At 64.9% G+C, this 17,663-nt stretch carries 19 protein-coding genes; 12 read left to right on the top strand and 7 right to left on the bottom strand.

Features of this window, described 5'->3' with window-relative positions; all coding sequences use genetic code 11:
* Positions 1 to 269 precede the first annotated feature (269 nt).
* Both P6U24_RS13730 and P6U24_RS13735 read left to right on the top strand, forming a co-directional pair.
* A complete protein-coding gene (locus P6U24_RS13730; RefSeq protein WP_407159626.1) occupies positions 270 to 530 on the top strand; it encodes a DUF6489 family protein in 261 nt (86 codons plus the stop codon).
* 82 nt (positions 531 to 612) lie between these two features.
* Entirely contained in the window at positions 613 to 1,614 is a 1,002-nt protein-coding gene (locus P6U24_RS13735; RefSeq protein WP_407159627.1) for an alpha/beta fold hydrolase, read from the top strand.
* A 265-nt stretch (positions 1,615 to 1,879) separates the two neighbouring features.
* Here the strand turns inward: P6U24_RS13735 and P6U24_RS13740 are convergent, their stop codons facing one another.
* Positions 1,880 to 2,800, bottom strand: a complete 921-nt coding sequence (locus P6U24_RS13740; protein WP_407159628.1) for an alpha/beta fold hydrolase — start codon at positions 2,798 to 2,800, stop codon at positions 1,880 to 1,882.
* 151 nt (positions 2,801 to 2,951) lie between these two features.
* Between P6U24_RS13740 and P6U24_RS13745 the strand changes: the two genes are divergently transcribed.
* From P6U24_RS13745 to paaE, 9 genes are all read left to right on the top strand, one after another.
* Entirely contained in the window at positions 2,952 to 3,494 is a 543-nt protein-coding gene (locus P6U24_RS13745; protein WP_407159629.1) for a hypothetical protein, read from the top strand.
* Between the two features lie 121 nt (positions 3,495 to 3,615).
* Entirely contained in the window at positions 3,616 to 4,086 is a 471-nt protein-coding gene (locus P6U24_RS13750; protein ID WP_407159630.1) for a phasin family protein, read from the top strand.
* A gap of 232 nt (positions 4,087 to 4,318) precedes the next feature.
* Positions 4,319 to 5,611 carry a DUF445 domain-containing protein gene (locus P6U24_RS13755; RefSeq protein WP_407159631.1) on the top strand — a complete coding sequence of 431 codons (1,293 nt, stop codon included), beginning with the start codon at positions 4,319 to 4,321 and terminating at the stop codon, positions 5,609 to 5,611.
* Between the two features lie 44 nt (positions 5,612 to 5,655).
* Positions 5,656 to 6,522 (top strand): phenylacetic acid degradation operon negative regulatory protein PaaX, encoded by an 867-nt coding sequence (paaX, locus tag P6U24_RS13760; RefSeq protein WP_407159632.1) that lies wholly within the window; start codon positions 5,656 to 5,658, stop codon positions 6,520 to 6,522.
* An 86-nt stretch (positions 6,523 to 6,608) separates the two neighbouring features.
* The gene (gene paaA, locus P6U24_RS13765; RefSeq protein ID WP_407159633.1) at positions 6,609 to 7,598 is read left to right on the top strand and encodes a 1,2-phenylacetyl-CoA epoxidase subunit PaaA; all 990 of its coding nucleotides are present in this window, start codon (positions 6,609 to 6,611) and stop codon (positions 7,596 to 7,598) included.
* 14 nt (positions 7,599 to 7,612) lie between these two features.
* Positions 7,613 to 7,900, top strand: a complete 288-nt coding sequence (paaB, locus tag P6U24_RS13770) for a 1,2-phenylacetyl-CoA epoxidase subunit PaaB (RefSeq protein ID WP_407159634.1) — start codon at positions 7,613 to 7,615, stop codon at positions 7,898 to 7,900.
* Positions 7,901 to 8,029: 129 nt separating this feature from the next.
* On the top strand, positions 8,030 to 8,806 hold the full coding sequence (gene paaC / locus P6U24_RS13775) for a 1,2-phenylacetyl-CoA epoxidase subunit PaaC (RefSeq protein WP_407159635.1): 777 nt from the start codon (positions 8,030 to 8,032) through the stop codon (positions 8,804 to 8,806).
* Positions 8,800 to 9,309 carry a 1,2-phenylacetyl-CoA epoxidase subunit PaaD gene (gene paaD / locus P6U24_RS13780; RefSeq protein WP_407159636.1) on the top strand — a complete coding sequence of 170 codons (510 nt, stop codon included), beginning with the start codon at positions 8,800 to 8,802 and terminating at the stop codon, positions 9,307 to 9,309. Before paaC ends, paaD begins: the two co-directional genes overlap by 7 nt.
* A 111-nt stretch (positions 9,310 to 9,420) precedes the next feature.
* A complete protein-coding gene (paaE, locus tag P6U24_RS13785; RefSeq protein ID WP_407159637.1) occupies positions 9,421 to 10,503 on the top strand; it encodes a 1,2-phenylacetyl-CoA epoxidase subunit PaaE in 1,083 nt (360 codons plus the stop codon).
* A 126-nt stretch (positions 10,504 to 10,629) separates the two neighbouring features.
* Here paaE and iaaH read toward each other — a convergent pair whose 3' ends face one another.
* From iaaH to paaI, 3 genes are all read right to left on the bottom strand, one after another.
* Positions 10,630 to 12,060: an indoleacetamide hydrolase gene (gene iaaH, locus P6U24_RS13790; RefSeq protein ID WP_407159638.1), complete on the bottom strand. Its 1,431-nt coding sequence runs from the start codon at positions 12,058 to 12,060 to the stop codon at positions 10,630 to 10,632.
* Between the two features lie 72 nt (positions 12,061 to 12,132).
* A complete protein-coding gene (gene paaK / locus P6U24_RS13795) occupies positions 12,133 to 13,464 on the bottom strand; it encodes a phenylacetate--CoA ligase PaaK (RefSeq protein WP_407159639.1) in 1,332 nt (443 codons plus the stop codon).
* A 49-nt stretch (positions 13,465 to 13,513) separates the two neighbouring features.
* Positions 13,514 to 13,918 (bottom strand): hydroxyphenylacetyl-CoA thioesterase PaaI, encoded by a 405-nt coding sequence (paaI, locus tag P6U24_RS13800; protein ID WP_407160453.1) that lies wholly within the window; start codon positions 13,916 to 13,918, stop codon positions 13,514 to 13,516.
* A gap of 262 nt (positions 13,919 to 14,180) precedes the next feature.
* Here paaI and P6U24_RS13805 point away from each other — a divergent pair, with 262 nt between their 5' ends.
* Complete coding sequence (locus P6U24_RS13805; RefSeq protein WP_407160454.1) at positions 14,181 to 15,230, top strand: YeeE/YedE family protein; 1,050 nt, start codon at positions 14,181 to 14,183, stop codon at positions 15,228 to 15,230.
* Here the strand turns inward: P6U24_RS13805 and P6U24_RS13810 are convergent.
* The 3 genes from P6U24_RS13810 to P6U24_RS13820 form a co-directional block, all read right to left on the bottom strand.
* Complete coding sequence (locus P6U24_RS13810) at positions 15,227 to 16,447, bottom strand: alpha/beta fold hydrolase (RefSeq protein ID WP_407159640.1); 1,221 nt, start codon at positions 16,445 to 16,447, stop codon at positions 15,227 to 15,229. The genes P6U24_RS13805 and P6U24_RS13810 overlap by 4 nt on opposite strands.
* 164 nt (positions 16,448 to 16,611) lie before the next feature.
* On the bottom strand, positions 16,612 to 16,998 hold the full coding sequence (locus tag P6U24_RS13815; RefSeq protein WP_407159641.1) for a hypothetical protein: 387 nt from the start codon (positions 16,996 to 16,998) through the stop codon (positions 16,612 to 16,614).
* The gene (locus P6U24_RS13820; protein WP_407159642.1) at positions 16,995 to 17,657 is read right to left on the bottom strand and encodes a sulfite oxidase-like oxidoreductase; all 663 of its coding nucleotides are present in this window, start codon (positions 17,655 to 17,657) and stop codon (positions 16,995 to 16,997) included. Before P6U24_RS13820 ends, P6U24_RS13815 begins: the two co-directional genes overlap by 4 nt.
* Between the last annotated feature and the right edge of the window lie 6 nt (positions 17,658 to 17,663).

Raw genomic sequence — 17,663 nt, forward strand, 5'->3', positions numbered from 1 at the left:
GCCAGAAATTGCCGCTTGCGGACAAGCCCGCCGTGCCCAGGCGGATCGATATGGTTAGCTCCCGTTGTTACTTCGCAGTGCACGCGAATTCGTCTACTTTAGGTAGTCGATTGTTCGCTATAATGCCCTTGGCCGAACTGGCCGGGCTCGGTACGCCAGCTGTCGACGGTTGACCATGTCGGAGGAATCGCACGCTTTCGCATCAGGCTCGCTTGCTCGAGATGGGCTCGCGCGCTCATACTCGCTTTGACCAACGGCGCGGAGTGGACATGAAAGTCAATATCGAGATCGATTGCACGCCGCAGGAGGCGCGACAATTCTTTGGATTGCCCGACGTCGGCCCGATGCAGATGGCGGTCATGGACAAGCTGCAGCAGCAAATGACGAGCAACATCGACAAGATGAATCCGGAAGCGCTGCTGCAGAGCTGGTTCAGCTTCGACCCCAAGCTGGCCGAGCGGTTTCAGGATCTGTTCGTCACCATGACGGGACTGGGTAGCCCCCGCTCCGGTGACAAGAAGTCGGCTTGAGTTTGGCCGCGACGCATGACGCAGAGATCTGCGGTGCGCATCGCCTGCGCGGTGACGCGTGTCCGCGCTGGAGGAGCAGAACATGATCGAGATGCCGCCGCTGCAGTTCGCACAGACCAATGGCATCCGGACGGGCTACTACGAGGCAGGACCGATCTCCGATCGGCCGCCGATGGTGCTGTGCCATGGTTGGCCGGAATTGGCGTTCTCCTGGCGGCATCAGATCAAGGCGCTGAGCGAGGCGGGCATCCGGGTGATCGCGCCGGACCAGCGCGGCTATGGCGCCACCGAGCGTCCTGAGCCGGTCGAGGCCTACGCCATCGAGCAGTTGACGGCCGATCTGGTCGGCCTGCTGGATCATCTCAAGATCGACCAGGCGATCTTCGTCGGTCACGACTGGGGCGGCTTCGTCGTGTGGCAGATGCCGCTGCGCCATCCCGGCCGCGTCGCCGGCGTGGTCGGCATCAATACGCCGCACAGGGACCGCGCGCCGATCGATCCGATCGCGATCTTCCGTGAGCGCTTCGGTGACATGATGTATATCGTTCAATTCCAGGATCCCGCCCGCGAGCCGGACCGGATCTTCAACAGCCATGTCGAAGCCACCTTCGATGCCTTCATGCGCAAGCCGCTGCCGCGGGCCGCGGCGGCTGCGTCAGCGGCTGAGCAGCCGATTGCGGGCATCGGCGCTGCGCCGAAGCTCAATCTGGCATTTCCGCAGATGGTCGAGGCCTATGATGGCAGGCGCGACGCGCGCACGCCGATCCTGACGGAGGAGGAGAAGCAGGTGTTCGTCGACGCCTTCAGGCGAACGGGCTTCACCGGCGGCATCAACTGGTATCGCAACATGACGCGCAACTGGCGGCGCTCGGAAGGCCTCGATCATACCGTGCACGTGCCGTCGCTGATGATCATGGCGGAGAACGATGCCGTGCTGCCGCCCTCGGCCGCTGATGGCATGGAGAAGCTCGTTCCCGATCTCGAGAAATATCTCGTGCGCAACAGCGGCCACTGGACCCAGCAGGAACAGCCGGAAGAGGTGAGCGCCAAGCTGATCGAATGGCGACGGCGCCGGTTCGGGTGAGGCGCGCTATCGGTCGAATAGCTTGTAGGCGAAAGTCGCAGCCAGGACTCAGTGTCGTCCCGGCGAACGCCGGGACCCATAATCACAGGACATTCTGGTTGCGACGCGCTGTAGCTCCAGCTTGTTCTAACAAGCAACATCGGTGGTTATGGGTCCCGGCTCGCGCTTCGCTTGGCCGGGACGACACCTTCTTTGCAGAGGCACCTTCTGTGCACAGATACCACTTATTTGTAGACGCATCTTGTTTGTTTGAGCCGCATTGCCCCTAAGCCGCCTGCGCGCTGGCGCCATGGGCGTGGGCTGCGATCGCGCCGATGATCTCTGGCCACGTTCGGATCGGCAATGCGTGTCCCATGCCGTCGATCATCAGCAGTTTGGCATTCGGGATCGAGGCCGCCGTATCCTTCCCGCCGGCAGGATGCACCAGCGGATCTTTGGTGCCGTGAATGACCAGCGTCGGAGCTTTGACGGCGTGCAGCCGCGCCTTGCGGCTGCCGGAGGCGAGGATTGCACGCAACTGCCGCCCCACGCCTGCGGCATTGATGCCGCGGGCGAAGCAGCGCTCGGCCAGCTCCAGATCGCGCGCCTCGTCTTCGGGGAAGGAGCCAGCGCGCAGCATCTTCCAGGTCCGCGCGAACCGCGCGAGATATTCCTCTTTCGTCCTCGGCGGCGGCGCCATCAGAAGAGCCGCCATCTCGCGGGTCGGCGGCGGAATGCGCGGATTGCCTGTGGTCGACATGATCGAGGTCAGCGAGCGCACGCGGTGCGGGAATGAAAGCGCGACCTCCTGGGCGATCATGCCGCCCATGGAGGCGCCGACCAGATGCGCCGATTGGATGCCGAGTGCATCCATCAGCCCGACCGTATCCTTGGCCATGTCGATCAGCCGGTAGGGCGCGGCTACCGGGATATGGAAGAAGCGCAGCTTGATCAGCTCGAACGGCGTCAGCCGCTTGCCGCCGTGCATCTTGCTGGACTGGCCGATGTCGCGATTATCGAATCGGATGACGCGGAAGCCGCGCGCCGCCAGCTGCTGGCAGAACGCATCGTCCCAGATCACCATCTGCGCGCCGAGGCCCATGATCAGGAGCAGCGGCTCGGCCGCGGGATCGCCGAATATCTCGTAACAGATATCGATGCCGTTGGCGCGCGCGAGTTGCGGCGGCTGATGAGCAGATGCGGTCACATTCAACGGTCGGTCTTGCATGGCCGATTGCACCTCTGTCGCATGGTTTCCAACGAGAAATGATATCGACAGCATCTGCCGAAACCAGCCGACTGCGTGATATCATCGGGACGTGAGTCTTCGTGAATGGTATCGGCGAGGGAGAATGCCGATGGCGGATAAGGCTGACGACGCGATCGCATTGTGGCAGCAGATGGTCGGGGAGATGCAGAAGGGATTTCGCACCTTCGGCAGCCAGCTCTCCGGCGGATCTTCTGACCGGACCCCAGCCGGCTCCGACAGTGTGCAGAAGCGCTTGGCCGCTCTCATGGAAAGCTACTTTGAGGGGATGAACCTGCCGAGCCGGGCGCAGCTCAACGGGATCTCCGACCGGCTGGAGGCGATCGAGAGCAAGCTGACCGACATCAAGGCGCTTCTTCAGGAGGCAGTGACGAATTCGAAGCCGGCGCTCGGGACGGCCCAGCCCCGCCAGGAGGCACACCAGCCGGCTCAGGAGACACCACAGCCGCCCCAGGAGGCGCCCGAACCGGCGCAGGCAGCGGCGCTGCCCCAGCCGCCGCAGGAGGCGCCCCAGCCGCAGGCCCTGCGGCCGCCCGGGTCACGTTCGAAACGTCCTCCGCAGGCCAAGTCCCAGCCGGTTCCGGCCGGAAAGGGAACTTCGGCGGTTCCCAAGGATGCCGACAAGCCAAAATGACTATATTGCGATGCAATATTTATGTTGCATTGCATCATTCATCGTGGCATAGGTGTTGAGCCCCGGGCCGAATGCGGACGGGGTGAGCCCATAGCTCAGTCAATTGAGGATGGAGAGACCCATGACCACCGAAACCTTATTCGACAACGTGAAACAGGCCTTCGCACCGGTTGCCGAGGCGCTGAAGAGCCTGCAGGCCGCGAATGTGCCGGAAAGCGCGCGGGAGTTCGTCAAGCAGACCGTCTCGACCGCAAGGGAGCGCACCGCGACCGCCTTTGCGGAGTCCGAGAAAGTCACCGCCGCCGTCGAGACCGCTGTCGTCGGCGGCGTCAGCGAGGCTGCCAAGCTCGGCCGCAACATCAGCCAGGCGATCCACGAGGACACCGAGGCGTTCTTCGACGGCATCGGCCGGCTTGCTGCTGCCACCTCGTTCAGCGAGGCCGTGCAGATCCAAGGCGAGCTGGCGCGGGCGCGTGGTGAAGCGCTGATCTCGCGGGCGAAGTCGGCTTCCGAATATGTCGGCAAGCTCGTGGCCGACGGCGCGAAGACGGTGCAGGACAATTTCGCCAAGGCGACCAGCACGGCCGTTTGATCGCGTTTCCTGCTGACGACTTGCTTCAAGGCCCGCATCTCGCGGGCCTTTCTTTTTAGGTTGCAGTCAATAGATCAGCGTGGAGCTGTTCTTTGAGACTTCGTCATTGCGAGCGAAGCGACGTGTCCGCCGAAGCCGATAGGCGAAGGCGGAAGCAATCCAGAGTCACCAAGGAAGTCTGGATTGCTTCGTCGCTTTCGCTCCTCGCAATGACGGAGCGAATGCCCGGGCCATGCGAGATCCCACTTTGCCGAAGGCAACCTTCCAGATGCCCGGCGATGCCAGCCGCGCGGCCGATCTGCGCCGTGTCAAGCTGCAGGCGACGCTCGTGCTATTAGGCACGCTCTCGCTATTCGTCGTCGCAAGGCTGCTGTCGCATCAGCATCCGGCGTTCGGCTTTGTCGCCGCCTTCGCGGAAGCCGCGACGATCGGCGGTCTTGCCGACTGGTACGCCGTGGTGGCGCTGTTTCGGCATCCGCTGGGCCTGCCGATCCCGCACACCGCGATCATCCCGAGCAACCAGCAGCGCATTGCCGACAAGCTCGGCGAATTCATCGAGCTGCATTTTCTCGAGGCCGCTCCCGTCGAGGCCAAGCTGCGCAAGATCGATTTCGGCTCGTTCATGGCCGACTGGCTGCGTGACCGCAAACGCAGCGGCGACCTGGCCAGCTTTGCACTGCGGCTGTTGCCGGAGGCGGTGTCGGCGACCGAGAGCTCCGGGCTCGCTGCCTTTATCAGCCGCCGCGTCATGGGGCAGCTGCAGGCGGTCGACCTCGCGCCGCTGGCCGCCTCGACGCTGCATGCCTTCGTCGCTCAGGGCCGGCACAAGGGCCTGCTCGACGATCTCCTGCGCATCGTGCACCGGACGCTGACCGAGCCTGAGACGCTGGCGATCCTGCGCGAGCGCATCCGTGCCGAGCTGCCGACCTTGCTCAGGCTCTACCGCGCCGAGAAGTTCGTGCTGAATCGCATCGTCGCCTCCGCCGGTGCCTTCTTCGAGGAGGTGCGCAGCGATCCCAAGCATCCCTACCGCGGCGAGTTCGATCGCATGCTGCTGACTCTTGTTGACCGGCTGGGCAGCGATCCTGCGACGGCCGGCTGGATCGCCGGGCTGAAGCGTGACTTGCTCGCGCGGCCTGAGCTCGGCAGGCTCCTCAACAACATCTGGGCGAATGTGCAGGGCTTCATCGCACGCAGCGCCTCCGGCGAAAGCCAGGTGCTGCGCAATCGCCTTGCGGGAATGCTGACCAGAGCGGGCGAGCTGCTTGCCTCTGATGCCGAGCTGCGCGGCGAGATCAATGCCGGCATGGTCACCGTGCTGAGCCGCATCGTCGCCGAGCAGAAGAGCGGCGTCTCCACCTTCATCTCCGACCAGGTCAAGTCTTGGAACATGTCGCAGCTGATCTGGCTGATCGAGCTCAATATCGGCCGCGACCTGCAATATATCCGCTTCAATGGCACGCTGATCGGCGGGCTCGCCGGTCTCGCGCTCTACAGCGCCGAAGTGCTGCTGCGGCTCCTCTGAACGGCCGATTTCTCGAAATCGGCAAAACAGGTTATGCGTCAGCCATGCCGCAGCCTCTGTCCCGCATCATCGAACAGCTCAAGCACGAGCCGTCGCGCACCGGCTCGATCATCATCACCGTGTTCGGCGATGCCATCGTGCCGCGCGGTGGCGTGGTGTGGCTTGGCACCTTGCTGGCGTTCTTCGCCGGTCTCGACATCGCCGGCAATGTGGTGCGCACGGCGATCTCGCGGCTGACCGCCGAGGGCTGGTTCGCACGCAGCAAGGTCGGCCGCAACAGCTTCTATCGTCTGGTGCCGAAGGGCGAGCAGACCTTCGCTGCCGCCACCCGCCACATCTACGATCCGCCGCCGTCGGAGTGGAACGGGCGGTTCGACCTGCTGCTGATCGGCGGCGTCGAGGCCCGCGAGGCCGCACGCGAGGCGCTGAAGAACGCTGGCTTCGGCAGCCCGTTGCCCGGCGTGTTCGTGGCGCCGGTCGGCCTGCCGGTGCCGGTTGAAGCAGCGGGGGCGATCCGGCTCGACGTCTCGGCCGCGCCTGAGATGGCGCGCCGCCTGCTGGCCGAAAGCTGGACGCTGGACCGCACCGCGGAGGCCTATCTGAAGTTCACAGCGTCGTTTGCGCCGCTGCAGGCCTGGCTCAGCCGGAACGCGGCGCTGTCCGACGCCGATGCGTTCACCGCGCGCATCCTGCTGATCCATCACTACCGCCGCATCGTGCTGCGCGATCCGCTGCTGCCGGCCGAACTGCTGCCGAAGGATTGGCCCGGCCGGGAGGCGCGGGCGCTGTGCGGGACGATCTACCGGACGCTGCTGCCGGCCTCGGAACGCTGGCTGGACGCGCACGCGAGGGGCGAGAACGGCTCGCTGCCGCCGGCCGGAGAGGCGCTGGCGCGCCGTTTTGGAACCTGACCGCCCCGTGATATATTACAAGAATATATTGCGGTAGCTCCATTCTGTTATATATTGGCGGCAATCAAGTCCGGGGAGGACGCCGCATGTACACGCAGGCGCTGAATGCGCCCGAGGAGGGCACTCTCGTTGAGGACGCTGGTCGCGCCGGGCATTTCCAGGCGCGCATCGATGCCGAGGAGCGCATCGAGCCCAACGACTGGATGCCATCAGCCTATCGCAAGACGCTGGTCCGGCAGATCTCTCAGCACGCCCATTCCGAGATCGTCGGCATGTTGCCCGAGGGCAATTGGATCACCCGCGCGCCGAGCCTACGCCGCAAGGCGGCGCTGCTCGCCAAGGTGCAGGACGAGTGCGGCCATGGGCTCTATCTCTACGCCGCCGCGGAGACGCTCGGCGCCTCGCGCGAGGAGCTCGTCGATGCGATGCTGGCCGGCAAGGCCAAGTACTCGTCGATCTTCAACTACCCGACCCTGACCTGGGCCGACATCGGCGTGATCGGCTGGCTGGTCGACGGCGCCGCGATCATGAACCAGATCCCGCTGTGCCGCTGCTCCTATGGGCCCTATGCGCGCGCCATGATCCGCGTGTGCAAGGAGGAATCCTTCCACCAGCGCCAGGGCTACGAGATCATGCTGACGCTGTCGCGCGGCACGGCTGAGCAGAAGGCGATGGCACAGGATGCGTTGAACCGCTGGTGGTGGCCGGTGCTGATGATGTTCGGTCCGCCGGACAGTGCGAGCCAGCACAGCGACACCTCGACGAAGTGGAAGATCAAGCGTTTCTCCAATGATGAGCTGCGGCAGAAATTCATCGATGCCACGGTGCCGCAGGCGCAGTATCTCGGGCTGACCATTCCCGATCCCGCGATGAGGCAGGATCCGGATGGCCATTGGATCCATGGCCCGATCGACTGGAGCGAGTTCAAGCAGGTGCTGGCCGGCAACGGCCCATGCAATCGCGACCGGCTGGCGGCGCGCCGCAAGGCGCATGCCGATGGCGCCTGGGTGCGCGAGGCCGCGGCCGCCTTCGCCGCGAAACGCAAGTCGCGCCAGATGGCGCAGGCAGCCGAATAAGAGGGGAGGTCGCCATGGCCACGCCCAACACGCCGCTCTGGGAGGTCTTCATCCGCAGCCGCAACGGGCTCGCGCACAAGCATTGCGGCTCGCTGCACGCGGCGGATGCCACCATGGCCTTGCAGGCGGCGCGCGACGTCTACACCCGCCGCGGCGAGGGCTTGTCGATCTGGGTGGTGCCGTCGAGCGCGATCACCGCATCCGATCCCGCTGACAAGGGCATGCTGTTCGAGCCGGCGGAGTCGAAGATCTACCGGCATCCGACGTTCTACGAGGTGCCCGACGAAGTCGGGCATATGTAGTTCCCTCGTCATTGCGAGGAGCCGTAGGCAACGAAGCAATCCAGAATCGTTTCCGTGAGGCAGTCTGGATTGCTTCGCTTCGCTCGCAATGACGGAAGAAATAGCCTTCCTTGTCAGGTATGAACGAACATGGCCACACCCTCGATCACCGTCACCGAAACTCCGCTGGTGCTCTACACCTTGCGCCGGGCCGATGATGCGCTGATCCTCGGGCATCGGCTGTCGGAATGGTGTGGCCATGCGCCCATGCTGGAAGAGGACATGGCGCTGTCCAATATCGCGCTTGACCTGATCGGGCAGGCGCGCGCGCTCTACACCTACGCCGCCGAGGTGGAAGGCGGGGGCAACGACGAGGACAAGCTCGCTTATCTGCGCGACGTCAGGCAGTACCGCAATCTGCTGCTGGTCGAGCGGCCCAATGGCGACTTCGCGCAGACCATGGTGCGGCAGCTGTTCTACTCGGCCTTTGCCGATCTCTACTGGCGCGGCATGATGAGCTCGCGCGACGCGACGTTGGCCGCGATCGCGGCCAAGTCGGAGAAGGAAAGCGCCTATCATCTGCGTCATGCCAGCGAATGGATCATCCGGCTCGGTGACGGCACCAAGGAGAGCCACGCACGCGCGCAAGCCGCGATCGATGATCTCTGGGCCTTCACCGGCGAGATGTTCGCGGTCGATGAGAGCGAGCGCGACTTGATCGACGCCGGCATCGCCGTCGATCCGCTGCTGCTGATGCCGGAATGGCTGGTCACGCTCACGGACGTGCTGCGCGAGGCGACGCTCACCTTGCCTGAGAATGACTGGATGCAGCAGGGCGGCCGCGATGGCCGCCACAGCGAGCATCTCGGCCACCTCCTGAGCGAACTGCAATACATGCAGCGCAGCTTTCCGGGTGCATCATGGTAGCGGCTGCGCTCAGTGGGAATCGCGACCTCTGGCAGCGCGCGTGGGATGCCGCCGCAAGCGTGACCGATCCGGAGATTCCGGTGCTGACCATCGACGATCTCGGCGTGCTGCGTGAGGTGGTGCTGCGCGATGACGGCTGCGTCGATGTCGCGATCACGCCGACTTATTCCGGCTGTCCGGCCATGGACATGATCGCGGTTAACGTGGTGGTGGCGCTGGAGCACGCCGGCTTTCCGAATGCGACCGTCCGCACCGTGCTGTCGCCGGCCTGGACGACCGACTGGATGAGCGAAACGGGCCGCCGGAAGCTCAGGGAGTATGGCATCGCGCCGCCGCAGGCGGCAGGTTCGCGCCGCGCGCTGTTCGGCATCGAGCAGGTCAATTGCCCGCAATGCGGCTCCGCTGATACCGAGCAGCTCGCTGAATTCGGCTCGACTTCCTGCAAGGCGCTGTGGCGCTGCAAGGCCTGTCGCGAGCCGTTCGATTACTTCAAGTGCCACTAGCTCATATGCATCGGTCATTGCGAGAAGCGAAGCGACGAAGCAATCCAGAATCTCTCTGCGGACTAGATCTGGATTGCTTCGCTTCGCGCGCAATGACGAGCGGATAGACCAATGTCCTCGTCGACGCCACGCTTCCACCGTCTCGCCGTGAACAATATCAGGCGCGAAGCCGCGGATGCGGTGTCGATAACCTTTACGATTCCCGAGGAGCTCGCCGACGACTACCGCTTCGTGCCTGGGCAATATCTGACCCTGCGCACCACACTCGGCGGCGAGGAGGTGCGGCGCTCCTATTCGATCTGCTCTGGGCCCGACGATGACGAGATCCGCATCGCGGTGAAGCGCGTCGACGGCGGTGCGTTTTCCAGCTTCGTCACGGACGAATTGAAGCGCGGTGACGAACTCGACGTGATGACGCCGACGGGACGGTTCGGGATTGCCCCGGTGCCCGACCAAGCTCGCATCCATGCCGGATTTGCCGCCGGCTCCGGCATCACGCCAATCCTGTCGATCGTGAAAAACGTGCTGGCGCGCGAGCCGATGAGCCGCTTCTTCCTGTTTTACGGCAATCGCACCGCCGAGGGCATGCTGTTCCGAAGCGAACTCGAAGAGCTGAAGGACCGCTTCATCGAGCGCCTGTCGGTCTTCCACGTCATCTCCGGCGAGGAACAGGACATTCCGATCCTGCACGGCCGGCTGGATGGCGAGAAGGTGAGGGTGCTGCTGCGCTCGCTGGTGCCGGCCTCAGCGGTCGATCACGTCTTCATCTGCGGACCCGCAGGGATGAGCGAGGATGTCGAAGCCACCTGCCGTGAACTCGGCATTGCCGCCGATCGCATCCATGTCGAGCGCTTTGTGTCGGAGTTCGGCGGCAGGCCGCGGCCGAAGGCGATCGTACCCGCATCGGCGCCGCCCAAGGCAACCGCGGCGTTGATCATCGACGGCAAGCGGCGCGAGGTGCCGGTCGCCGACGGCGAGGCGATCCTGGATGCCGCCCTGCGCGCCGGCATCGATCTGCCCTTTGCCTGCAAGGGCGGCATGTGCTCGACTTGCCGCGCGAAGCTGGTCGAAGGCGCAGCCGAGATGGAGCTGAACTATTCGCTGGAGCCGTGGGAGTTGAAGGCGGGCTTCGTGCTGACGTGCCAAGCGAAGCCGACGACTGCGAGAGTCGTGGTCGATTACGATCAGATGTGAGCTATCCCCTCATCCTGAGGAGCCGCGCAGCGGCGTCTCGACGGATGAGGCCCGGACTGTGGCCCCATGGTTCGAGACGCGCCTGCGGCGCCCCTCAGCATCAGGGGAAGCACGGTTGGCGCGCCATCACAGCTTCGGTGCCGGCGCCGTTCCCAGGATCGCCTCGATCGCAAGCCCGAGGCCTAATAACTTCGTGTCGCTGCCGACCGGGCCGTCGATCTCCAAGCCCACCGGCAATCCGCTTGCCGTCATCCCAGCATAGAGCGACAGGCCCGGAAGCCCTGCATTGCTGCCAGGATCGGTGTTGCGGATGATGGTGTCGAAGACAGGCACCGGCGCGCCGCCGTCGATCGACATCTCGCCCGAGCCCTTCTCCAGATCGATCAGCGGGGCAGGCGCGATCGTGGTCGGAAACAGAATGCCGTCAAGGCGGTGCTCGTGGAAATAGTCCGCGTATAGCTTCTGCAGCGCCGGTCGCTGCACGCGCATCACGTCGGGATAGGCGGCGCCGAAAGCGTCCGTCATGATCGCGCCGAATAGGCCAGCGACATCGGGGCTCGCGATCATCGCTGCGATCTCGGCCAGCGTGATGCCCTCGATGCCCGAGGCGGCGAGATAGGCGGGAATGTCCTCGATCGGCTCGTGCAGCGCGACCACGAATGAGACCTTCTTGTTCTGCTCAAACACATCAGGAATATCGGCCTCGACCAACTCGACGCCGGCATTCCTGAGCTTGTCGCATGCGGTATGCATGACCGTTTCGACCTCGCGGTCGAGGCCGCTCCAGAATGATGCCGGGACGCCGAGACGCTTGCCGCGCAGCGTCTCCGGCTGCGCCATGGCGCTTCCCGTGATGACGTAGTCGAGCAGGGCGACATCGGCTACGGTGCGCCCCATCGGTCCCACGGTGTCGCGGGTGCGGCTGATCGGAACCACCTGGCCCTCGTCGTCGTATCGGCGTTCCGTGCCGCCATTGCCGACCGAAGGCCGCAGGCCCACCGTGCCGGTCAGGGCGGCCGGTATCCGGGTCGAGCCGCCGGTGTCGGACCCGAGCCCGCAGGTGACGATGCGCGCCGCGATCGCGGCCGATGTGCCGCCCGAGGAGCCGCCGGGAATGCGGCTCGGATCGTAGGGATTGCGCACTGGGCCGGCGAAGGGCGCAAGATTTGTGCTGGTGATGCCGAAGGCCAGCTCGTGCATGTTGGCCTTCCCGATCATGACCACGCCGGCATCGAGCAGCTTCTGCAGCGAGGGCGCGTTGCGTTTCGGACGCGCGTGCCGCAGGGCGGGCGTGCCGGCCGAGGTCGGCAGATCGGCGGTGTTGATGTTGTCCTTGATGACGACGGGCAGGCCGGCCAGCGGCCCGGTGATCTCGCCGGCATCGACCTTGGCCGCGGTGGTGAGCGCGCCCTCATGGTCGATGATAACAAGCGCGTTGAGCTCCTTCAATTGCTCCGCGCGGTCCAGGGCCGCGCGTGCGGCGCTGACGGCGGTGATCTTCTTGTCTCGGATGGCTGCAACGATCTCGGCGGCAGAGGCGGAAGTGAAGTCGACCATAACTATCTCCGGTAAGACGGACTGATCAGCCGATCCTATGCAGCCGACGGTGTCTTGAGGAGCGCCCCGTCTTCAATCCTTCGAGCGCTTGTCGCGTAGGCGCTTGGCTTTGCCGAGCGAGCGCTCCAGTGTATCCGGCGCGACCACCTGCACCTTGGCGGTAATGCCGATGGTGTTCTTGATATGGGTCGAGATGCGATCAGCGTGATCGGCAAGCCCGCTGCCGTCCCAGCTCTCCGGCCGCGCCTCGGCGAAGATCGTCAGCTCGTCCATGCGGCCCTCGCGGGTCAGCTCAAGTATGAAATGGCCGCCGCACCACTCGGTCGCGAGCAGGATCTCCTCGATCTGGGTCGGAAACAAATTGACCCCGCGCAGGATGATCATGTCGTCGGAGCGGCCCGTCACTTTCTCCATCCGCCGCATGCCTGGTCGCGCGGTGCCGGGCAGCAGCCGCGTCAGGTCGCGAGTGCGATAGCGCACGACCGGAAAGGCTTCCTTGGTCAGCGATGTGAAGACGAGCTCACCGATCTCACCGTCGGGCAGCACCGCACCGGTGTCGGGATCGATCACCTCCGGATAGAAATGATCCTCCCAGATGTGCAGCCCGTCCTTGGTTTCCAGGCATTCCTGCGCGACGCCGGGGCCGATCACCTCGGAGAGGCCATAGATGTCGGTCGCATCCATGTCGAAGGCGTCTTCGATCTCGGCGCGCATTGCGTTGGTCCAGGGCTCGGCGCCGAAGATGCCGAGCTTGAGCGAGCTTTGCCGGGGATCGAGCTTCTGCCGCTTGAACTCGTCGAGGATCGCCAGCATGTAGCTCGGCGTCACCGTGATGATGTCGGGCCGGAAATCGTTGATCAGCTGCACCTGCCGTTCGGTCATGCCGCCGGAGATCGGCACCACGGTGCAGCCGAGCTCCTCGGCGCCGTAATGCACGCCGAGACCTCCAGTGAACAGGCCATAGCCATAGGCATTGTGGATGATCATGCCGCTGCGGCCGCCGGCAGCACGGATCGAGCGCGCCATCACCTGCGACCAGGTCGCGATGTCGGCGCGGGTGTAGCCGACCACGATCGGCTTGCCGGTGGTGCCCGAGGAGGCATGAACGCGCACCAGCTGCTCGCGGGGCACGGCGAACATGCCAAAGGGGTAGTGCTCGCGCAGATCAGTCTTCGAGGTGAACGGAAACCGGGCGAGGTCGGAGAGCTCGCGGAATTCGGAGGGATGCACGCCGTGCGCGTCGAACGCGCGGTGATAGTGCGCGACGTTGTCATAGGCATGCTTGAGTGACCAGGCGAGCCGCTTGGTTTGCAGCGCCACGATCTCATCGCGCGAGGCCCGCTCGACATCGTCCATCTCGGGCCGATAGAGATCGGACCCGGATTGCAGCTTGGTCAGAGCCATGGCGTGTGTCCTCCTGCGGTTCGCTCGGCCTCATCGCGATCGGCCTCGCTTACGTCGAGTCGTCGATGTCTTCCGGCGGCACCAGGGTGCCGCCGATGCTGCGCGAATGGCCGCGAAACTCGGCGATCACGCTGTCGCCTGCGCTGACGCGCACGTCGTAGATGCCGGAGCGGCCGCTGCGGGAGACCTCACGGGCATCGGCGACCAGCCGGTCGCCGAGCTTGCCAGGACGGATGAAGGTGATGTTGCCCTGCGCCGCGACGGTGCGCTCGTTGTGCGAGTTGCAGGCGAAGGCGAAGGCTGAATCGGCGAGCGTGAAGATGAAGCCGCCATGAGCGATGCCATGGCCGTTGACCATGTGCGGCTGGATGGTCATCGCAAGCCGCGCGTGGCCCGGGCCGATCGCGACGATCTCCATGCCGAGCCCCTGGCTGGCGCGGTCCTCCTGCCACATCGCCTCGGCACAGGCACGCGCCAGCGCGTCCGGCGCGAGATGGGTCCCGGCGCTCACCGCGCCGTTCCCGGTTGTGAAGCCACGGCGTTCTCTCCCGACGATGCTGCTTGTTGGAACAAGCATTCTGAACTAGTTAGCTGGACATCGTGGCAAAGATTCCGCGCCCGTCAAGCGAAAGCGATGACGGCGCGCACCAGCCCGATCTTTGCATCAGCCGACCGGAAAGGATTTTGCTGTGCCTGAAGCCGCCACGCTCGCCATTCTGGCCGGACTCCTGATCGGCCTCGTCTATGGCGCGGTCGGGCTGCTGAGCGGCTTCTGCATGATGAGTTCGCTGCGCGGCTGGTGGGCCGAAGGCGACAGCCGGCTGGTGCGCAGCTACGCTCTGGCGATCGGCACGGCCATTGTTGCAACGCAATTGCTGGCCGCACAGGGGGCGGTCGATCTCGGCAAGTCGATCTACCTGCAGGCCACGTTCTCGGTGCCGGTGATGTTCCTGGGCGGAGCGCTATTCGGTTACGGTCAGGTGCTCTCGAATGGCTGCGGCTCGCGCGCGCTGGTGCTGCTCGGCCGTGGCAATCTGCGCTCCTTCGTTGTCGTCATCGTGCTCGGCATTGTCGCCGAGATGACGCTGAAGGGGCTGATCGCGCCGCTGCGTATCGCGCTGGTTCAGACATCGCAGACCAGCGCGACCGCGACCTCGCTGCCCGCGCTCCTGTCGAGCGGCGGGCTGCATGGAACGCCCGCTCGCTTGTTGCCTGCGATTGTGGTCGGCGGCGCGCTGGTCGGCTTTGCCTTCGCACACCAGCCGTTCCGCCGTGCGCCCGGCCAGATCGCGGCCGGCCTTGTGATGGGGCTGCTGGTCGCAGCCGGCTGGTTCGCGACCGGCTATCTCGGCAATGATGATTTCAATCCTGTCGCGGTGACCTCGCTGACCTTCATCGCGCCGATCGCCGACACGCTGCAATATGCGATGCTGTCGACCGGACTCACCCTCAATTTCGGTATTGCCACCGTGGCCGGTATATTCGTGGGCAGCCTCGTGATGGCGCTTGCGACCGGCCGCTTCAAGCTGGAAGGCTTCCGCTCGCCCCGCCACATGCTGCGTTCGGCGGCCGGCGCGGCGCTAATGGGCGCCGGCGGCGTGATGGCGTTCGGCTGCTCGATCGGGCAGGGGCTGACCGGCATGTCGACGCTGGCGCTGACGTCGTTCGTCGCCGTTGCAGGTATCCTGGCCGGCACCGCACTTGGCCTGCGCGGCGGTGCGCTGCGGGTTCAGCCGCTGGTGGCCGAGCCAGCCCGTCCTGTTTAGTCCGCCCGTCGCGTCACGATGCGGATTTCAGACGTTAGGGTCCGGTGCACCGGACATTTGTCCGCAATCTCCATCAGCTTGGCGCGCTGACCCTCGTCGAGCGTGCCTTCCATCGCGATCACCCGTTCCATCTGGTCGATCATGCCGACCTTGGTCTCGCATTCGGCGCAGTCTTCCGCATGGATCTTCCTGTGGCGGAGCGTCACGGTGACCCGATCGAGCGGCAGCGCCTTGCGGTCGGCATAGAGCCGCATCGTCATTGACGTGCAGGCCCCTAAGCCGGCGAGCAGGAAATCGTAAGGCCCGGGGCCGGTGTCGTCGCCGCCGGCCGCGAGCGGTTCGTCAGCGATCAGATGATGCGGTTCGATCGCCACCGTCTGCTGGAATTTGCCGGCGCGGGTCTCGCGCACCACGACCTCGCGCGGCGCGGCGTTCGACGCGGCCGGCTGCGGCGCGGCGGCATCGACATAGCGGCTGGCCCAGGCTGCGATCACGCCTGCGACGTAGCCGGCGTCCTTCCTGTCGGTCACCAGATGGTCGGCATGATCGAGCGAGACGAAGCTCTTGGGATGCCTGGCGGCGACAAAGATGCGGGTGGCGTTGTCGATCCCGACGGTGTCGTCGACAGGCGAATGCATGATCAGCAGCGCCTTATGCAGGTGGGTGATCTTGTCCATCAGCCTGACTTCGGCGACGTCGTCGAGCAGGGCGCTGCTGATCCGGAACGGACGGCCGGCGAGTGAGACCGCGGCCGTGCCGTTGGCGCGGATATCCGCGATCCGGTCGCTGAACTGGCCGGTGATGTGAGACGGATCGGATGGAGCGGCAATGGTGACCACCGCCTTGGCCTCGGGGATCTCGGCAGCCGCGGCGAGCACGGCGGCACCGCCGAGACTGTGGCCGATCAGCAGCGCCGGCGCGGCGCGCGTCTTGCGCAAGTGCGCAGCGGCGCGCACGAGATCGGCGACGTTGGAGGAGAAGGTGGTGTTGGCGAAATCGCCTTCGCTGGAGCCAAGGCCGGTGAAGTCGAAGCGCAGCACCGCGATGCCCTGCGCGGCCAATGCCATGGCGATGCGCCGCGAGGCATGAACGTCCTTGCCGCAGGAGAAGCAATGCGCAAACAGTGCATAGGCGCGCGGCGCACCATCGGGCAGGTCGAGCGCGGCGGCGAGCTGGTGGGCACCTGCGGATTCAAACTGGAAACGTTCGGTCGGCATTCGCGGCTCCCCCAATTGTTGCGTCTTCTACCGCCATTCGGGATGATGACACGGCATCGTTTCACGTTGTGATCAGCAGATATGGCATACACGCAGATATGATGGCCTCGCGGCGTGCACGGCCGGGAGCTTTGCGAACGTTCGCGCTCCCGACAAAGTAATCGTCAGTCTCGAGGAGGCAAAAGCTGGATCTCCTGGTCACCGCGCCGGATCACCGATCGCAGGTCCTGGGCGACAATATCGGAAATCCATTGAACTAGAGCCGGCAGGCCTTCGGATTTCGCTCGCCGACGCAGCTCGGGCAGGTCCCGTTCGTGCGCCGTTCCCACCTTGATGTGGAGACGTTCGTAAGGCACCTCGCCGTTTGGCGGCCAATACCGCGCATCGAACAGACGCCTGCCGTGGCTGCGAACGAGATGGATGTGAATGCCCCCGAGACTTGCCGCGGTCAGTGCAGTGAGGATCACGGATGGCTTGAGAAGATAGCCGTAGCCTTTCGGTATCTTGCCCGTCTCCGAGGTGAATTCCATCGGTGTCTCCGGCGCGCTCAATCCGAATAGCGCTGCTCGGCGAAGGGATCACCGCGATTATGATAGCCGCGCACCTCCCAATAGCCGGGCTTGTCGGTATCGAGAAACTCGATTCCCTTGAGCCATTTCGCGCTCTTCCAGAAGTAGAGATGCGGCACCACGAGCCGCACCGGGCCGCCATGCTCCTGCGTCAGCGGCTGGCCGGACCAGCTATGGGCGAGCAGCGCGTCGGCTGCTGCGAAATCTTCCAGCGCAAGGTTGGTGGTGTAGCCATCATAGGAATGCAACACGACAAAATCGGCTTCGTCGCGCGGACGGCAGGCGGCAAGCAGGTCGCGCGTCGCAAGCCCCTCCCATTGGTTGTCGTAGCGCGACCAGGTGGTCACGCAATGGATGTCGGAGACGAACTGGCGCTGCTCCTGCGCGAGGTATGTCTTGAAGTCCCAGTACAGCGGATTTTCCACCGCGCCATAGACGTCGAGCCGCCAGCGCTCGCGCGAGATCTCCGGCGTCAGCCCGAGATCGAGCACCGGCCACTCCTTCGTCAGGTGCTGGCCCGGGGGCAGGCGCTGCTCTTCGGGCCGCACGGCCTTGCCAGTGAGGAACTTGCCCTCGCGTGCCCAACGCGCCTTGCTGCGCGTCAGCTTGCTCTCAGGGGGCGGCTGGTCCTCACCGGCCATATCAGG

The sequence above is a fragment of the Bradyrhizobium sp. STM 3557 genome, from assembly GCF_045571465.1.
GTDB lineage: Bacteria > Pseudomonadota > Alphaproteobacteria > Rhizobiales > Xanthobacteraceae > Bradyrhizobium.

What these genes read in the sequence shown, in the direction of transcription:
- P6U24_RS13730 (WP_407159626.1), top strand. Translation starts at nt 270, where the DNA reads ATGAAAGTCAATATCGAGATCGATTGCACGCCGCAGGAGGCGCGACAA.
- P6U24_RS13735 (WP_407159627.1), top strand. Translation starts at nt 613, where the DNA reads ATGATCGAGATGCCGCCGCTGCAGTTCGCACAGACCAATGGCATCCGG.
- P6U24_RS13745 (WP_407159629.1), top strand. Translation starts at nt 2,952, where the DNA reads ATGGCGGATAAGGCTGACGACGCGATCGCATTGTGGCAGCAGATGGTC.
- P6U24_RS13750 (WP_407159630.1), top strand. Translation starts at nt 3,616, where the DNA reads ATGACCACCGAAACCTTATTCGACAACGTGAAACAGGCCTTCGCACCG.
- P6U24_RS13755 (WP_407159631.1), top strand. Translation starts at nt 4,319, where the DNA reads ATGCGAGATCCCACTTTGCCGAAGGCAACCTTCCAGATGCCCGGCGAT.
- paaX (WP_407159632.1), top strand. Translation starts at nt 5,656, where the DNA reads ATGCCGCAGCCTCTGTCCCGCATCATCGAACAGCTCAAGCACGAGCCG.
- paaA (WP_407159633.1), top strand. Translation starts at nt 6,609, where the DNA reads ATGTACACGCAGGCGCTGAATGCGCCCGAGGAGGGCACTCTCGTTGAG.
- paaB (WP_407159634.1), top strand. Translation starts at nt 7,613, where the DNA reads ATGGCCACGCCCAACACGCCGCTCTGGGAGGTCTTCATCCGCAGCCGC.
- paaC (WP_407159635.1), top strand. Translation starts at nt 8,030, where the DNA reads ATGGCCACACCCTCGATCACCGTCACCGAAACTCCGCTGGTGCTCTAC.
- paaD (WP_407159636.1), top strand. Translation starts at nt 8,800, where the DNA reads ATGGTAGCGGCTGCGCTCAGTGGGAATCGCGACCTCTGGCAGCGCGCG.
- paaE (WP_407159637.1), top strand. Translation starts at nt 9,421, where the DNA reads ATGTCCTCGTCGACGCCACGCTTCCACCGTCTCGCCGTGAACAATATC.
- iaaH (WP_407159638.1), bottom strand. Translation starts at nt 12,060, where the DNA reads ATGGTCGACTTCACTTCCGCCTCTGCCGCCGAGATCGTTGCAGCCATC.
- paaK (WP_407159639.1), bottom strand. Translation starts at nt 13,464, where the DNA reads ATGGCTCTGACCAAGCTGCAATCCGGGTCCGATCTCTATCGGCCCGAG.
- paaI (WP_407160453.1), bottom strand. Translation starts at nt 13,918, where the DNA reads ATGTGGCAGGAGGACCGCGCCAGCCAGGGGCTCGGCATGGAGATCGTC.
- P6U24_RS13810 (WP_407159640.1), bottom strand. Translation starts at nt 16,447, where the DNA reads ATGCCGACCGAACGTTTCCAGTTTGAATCCGCAGGTGCCCACCAGCTC.
- P6U24_RS13820 (WP_407159642.1), bottom strand. Translation starts at nt 17,657, where the DNA reads ATGGCCGGTGAGGACCAGCCGCCCCCTGAGAGCAAGCTGACGCGCAGC.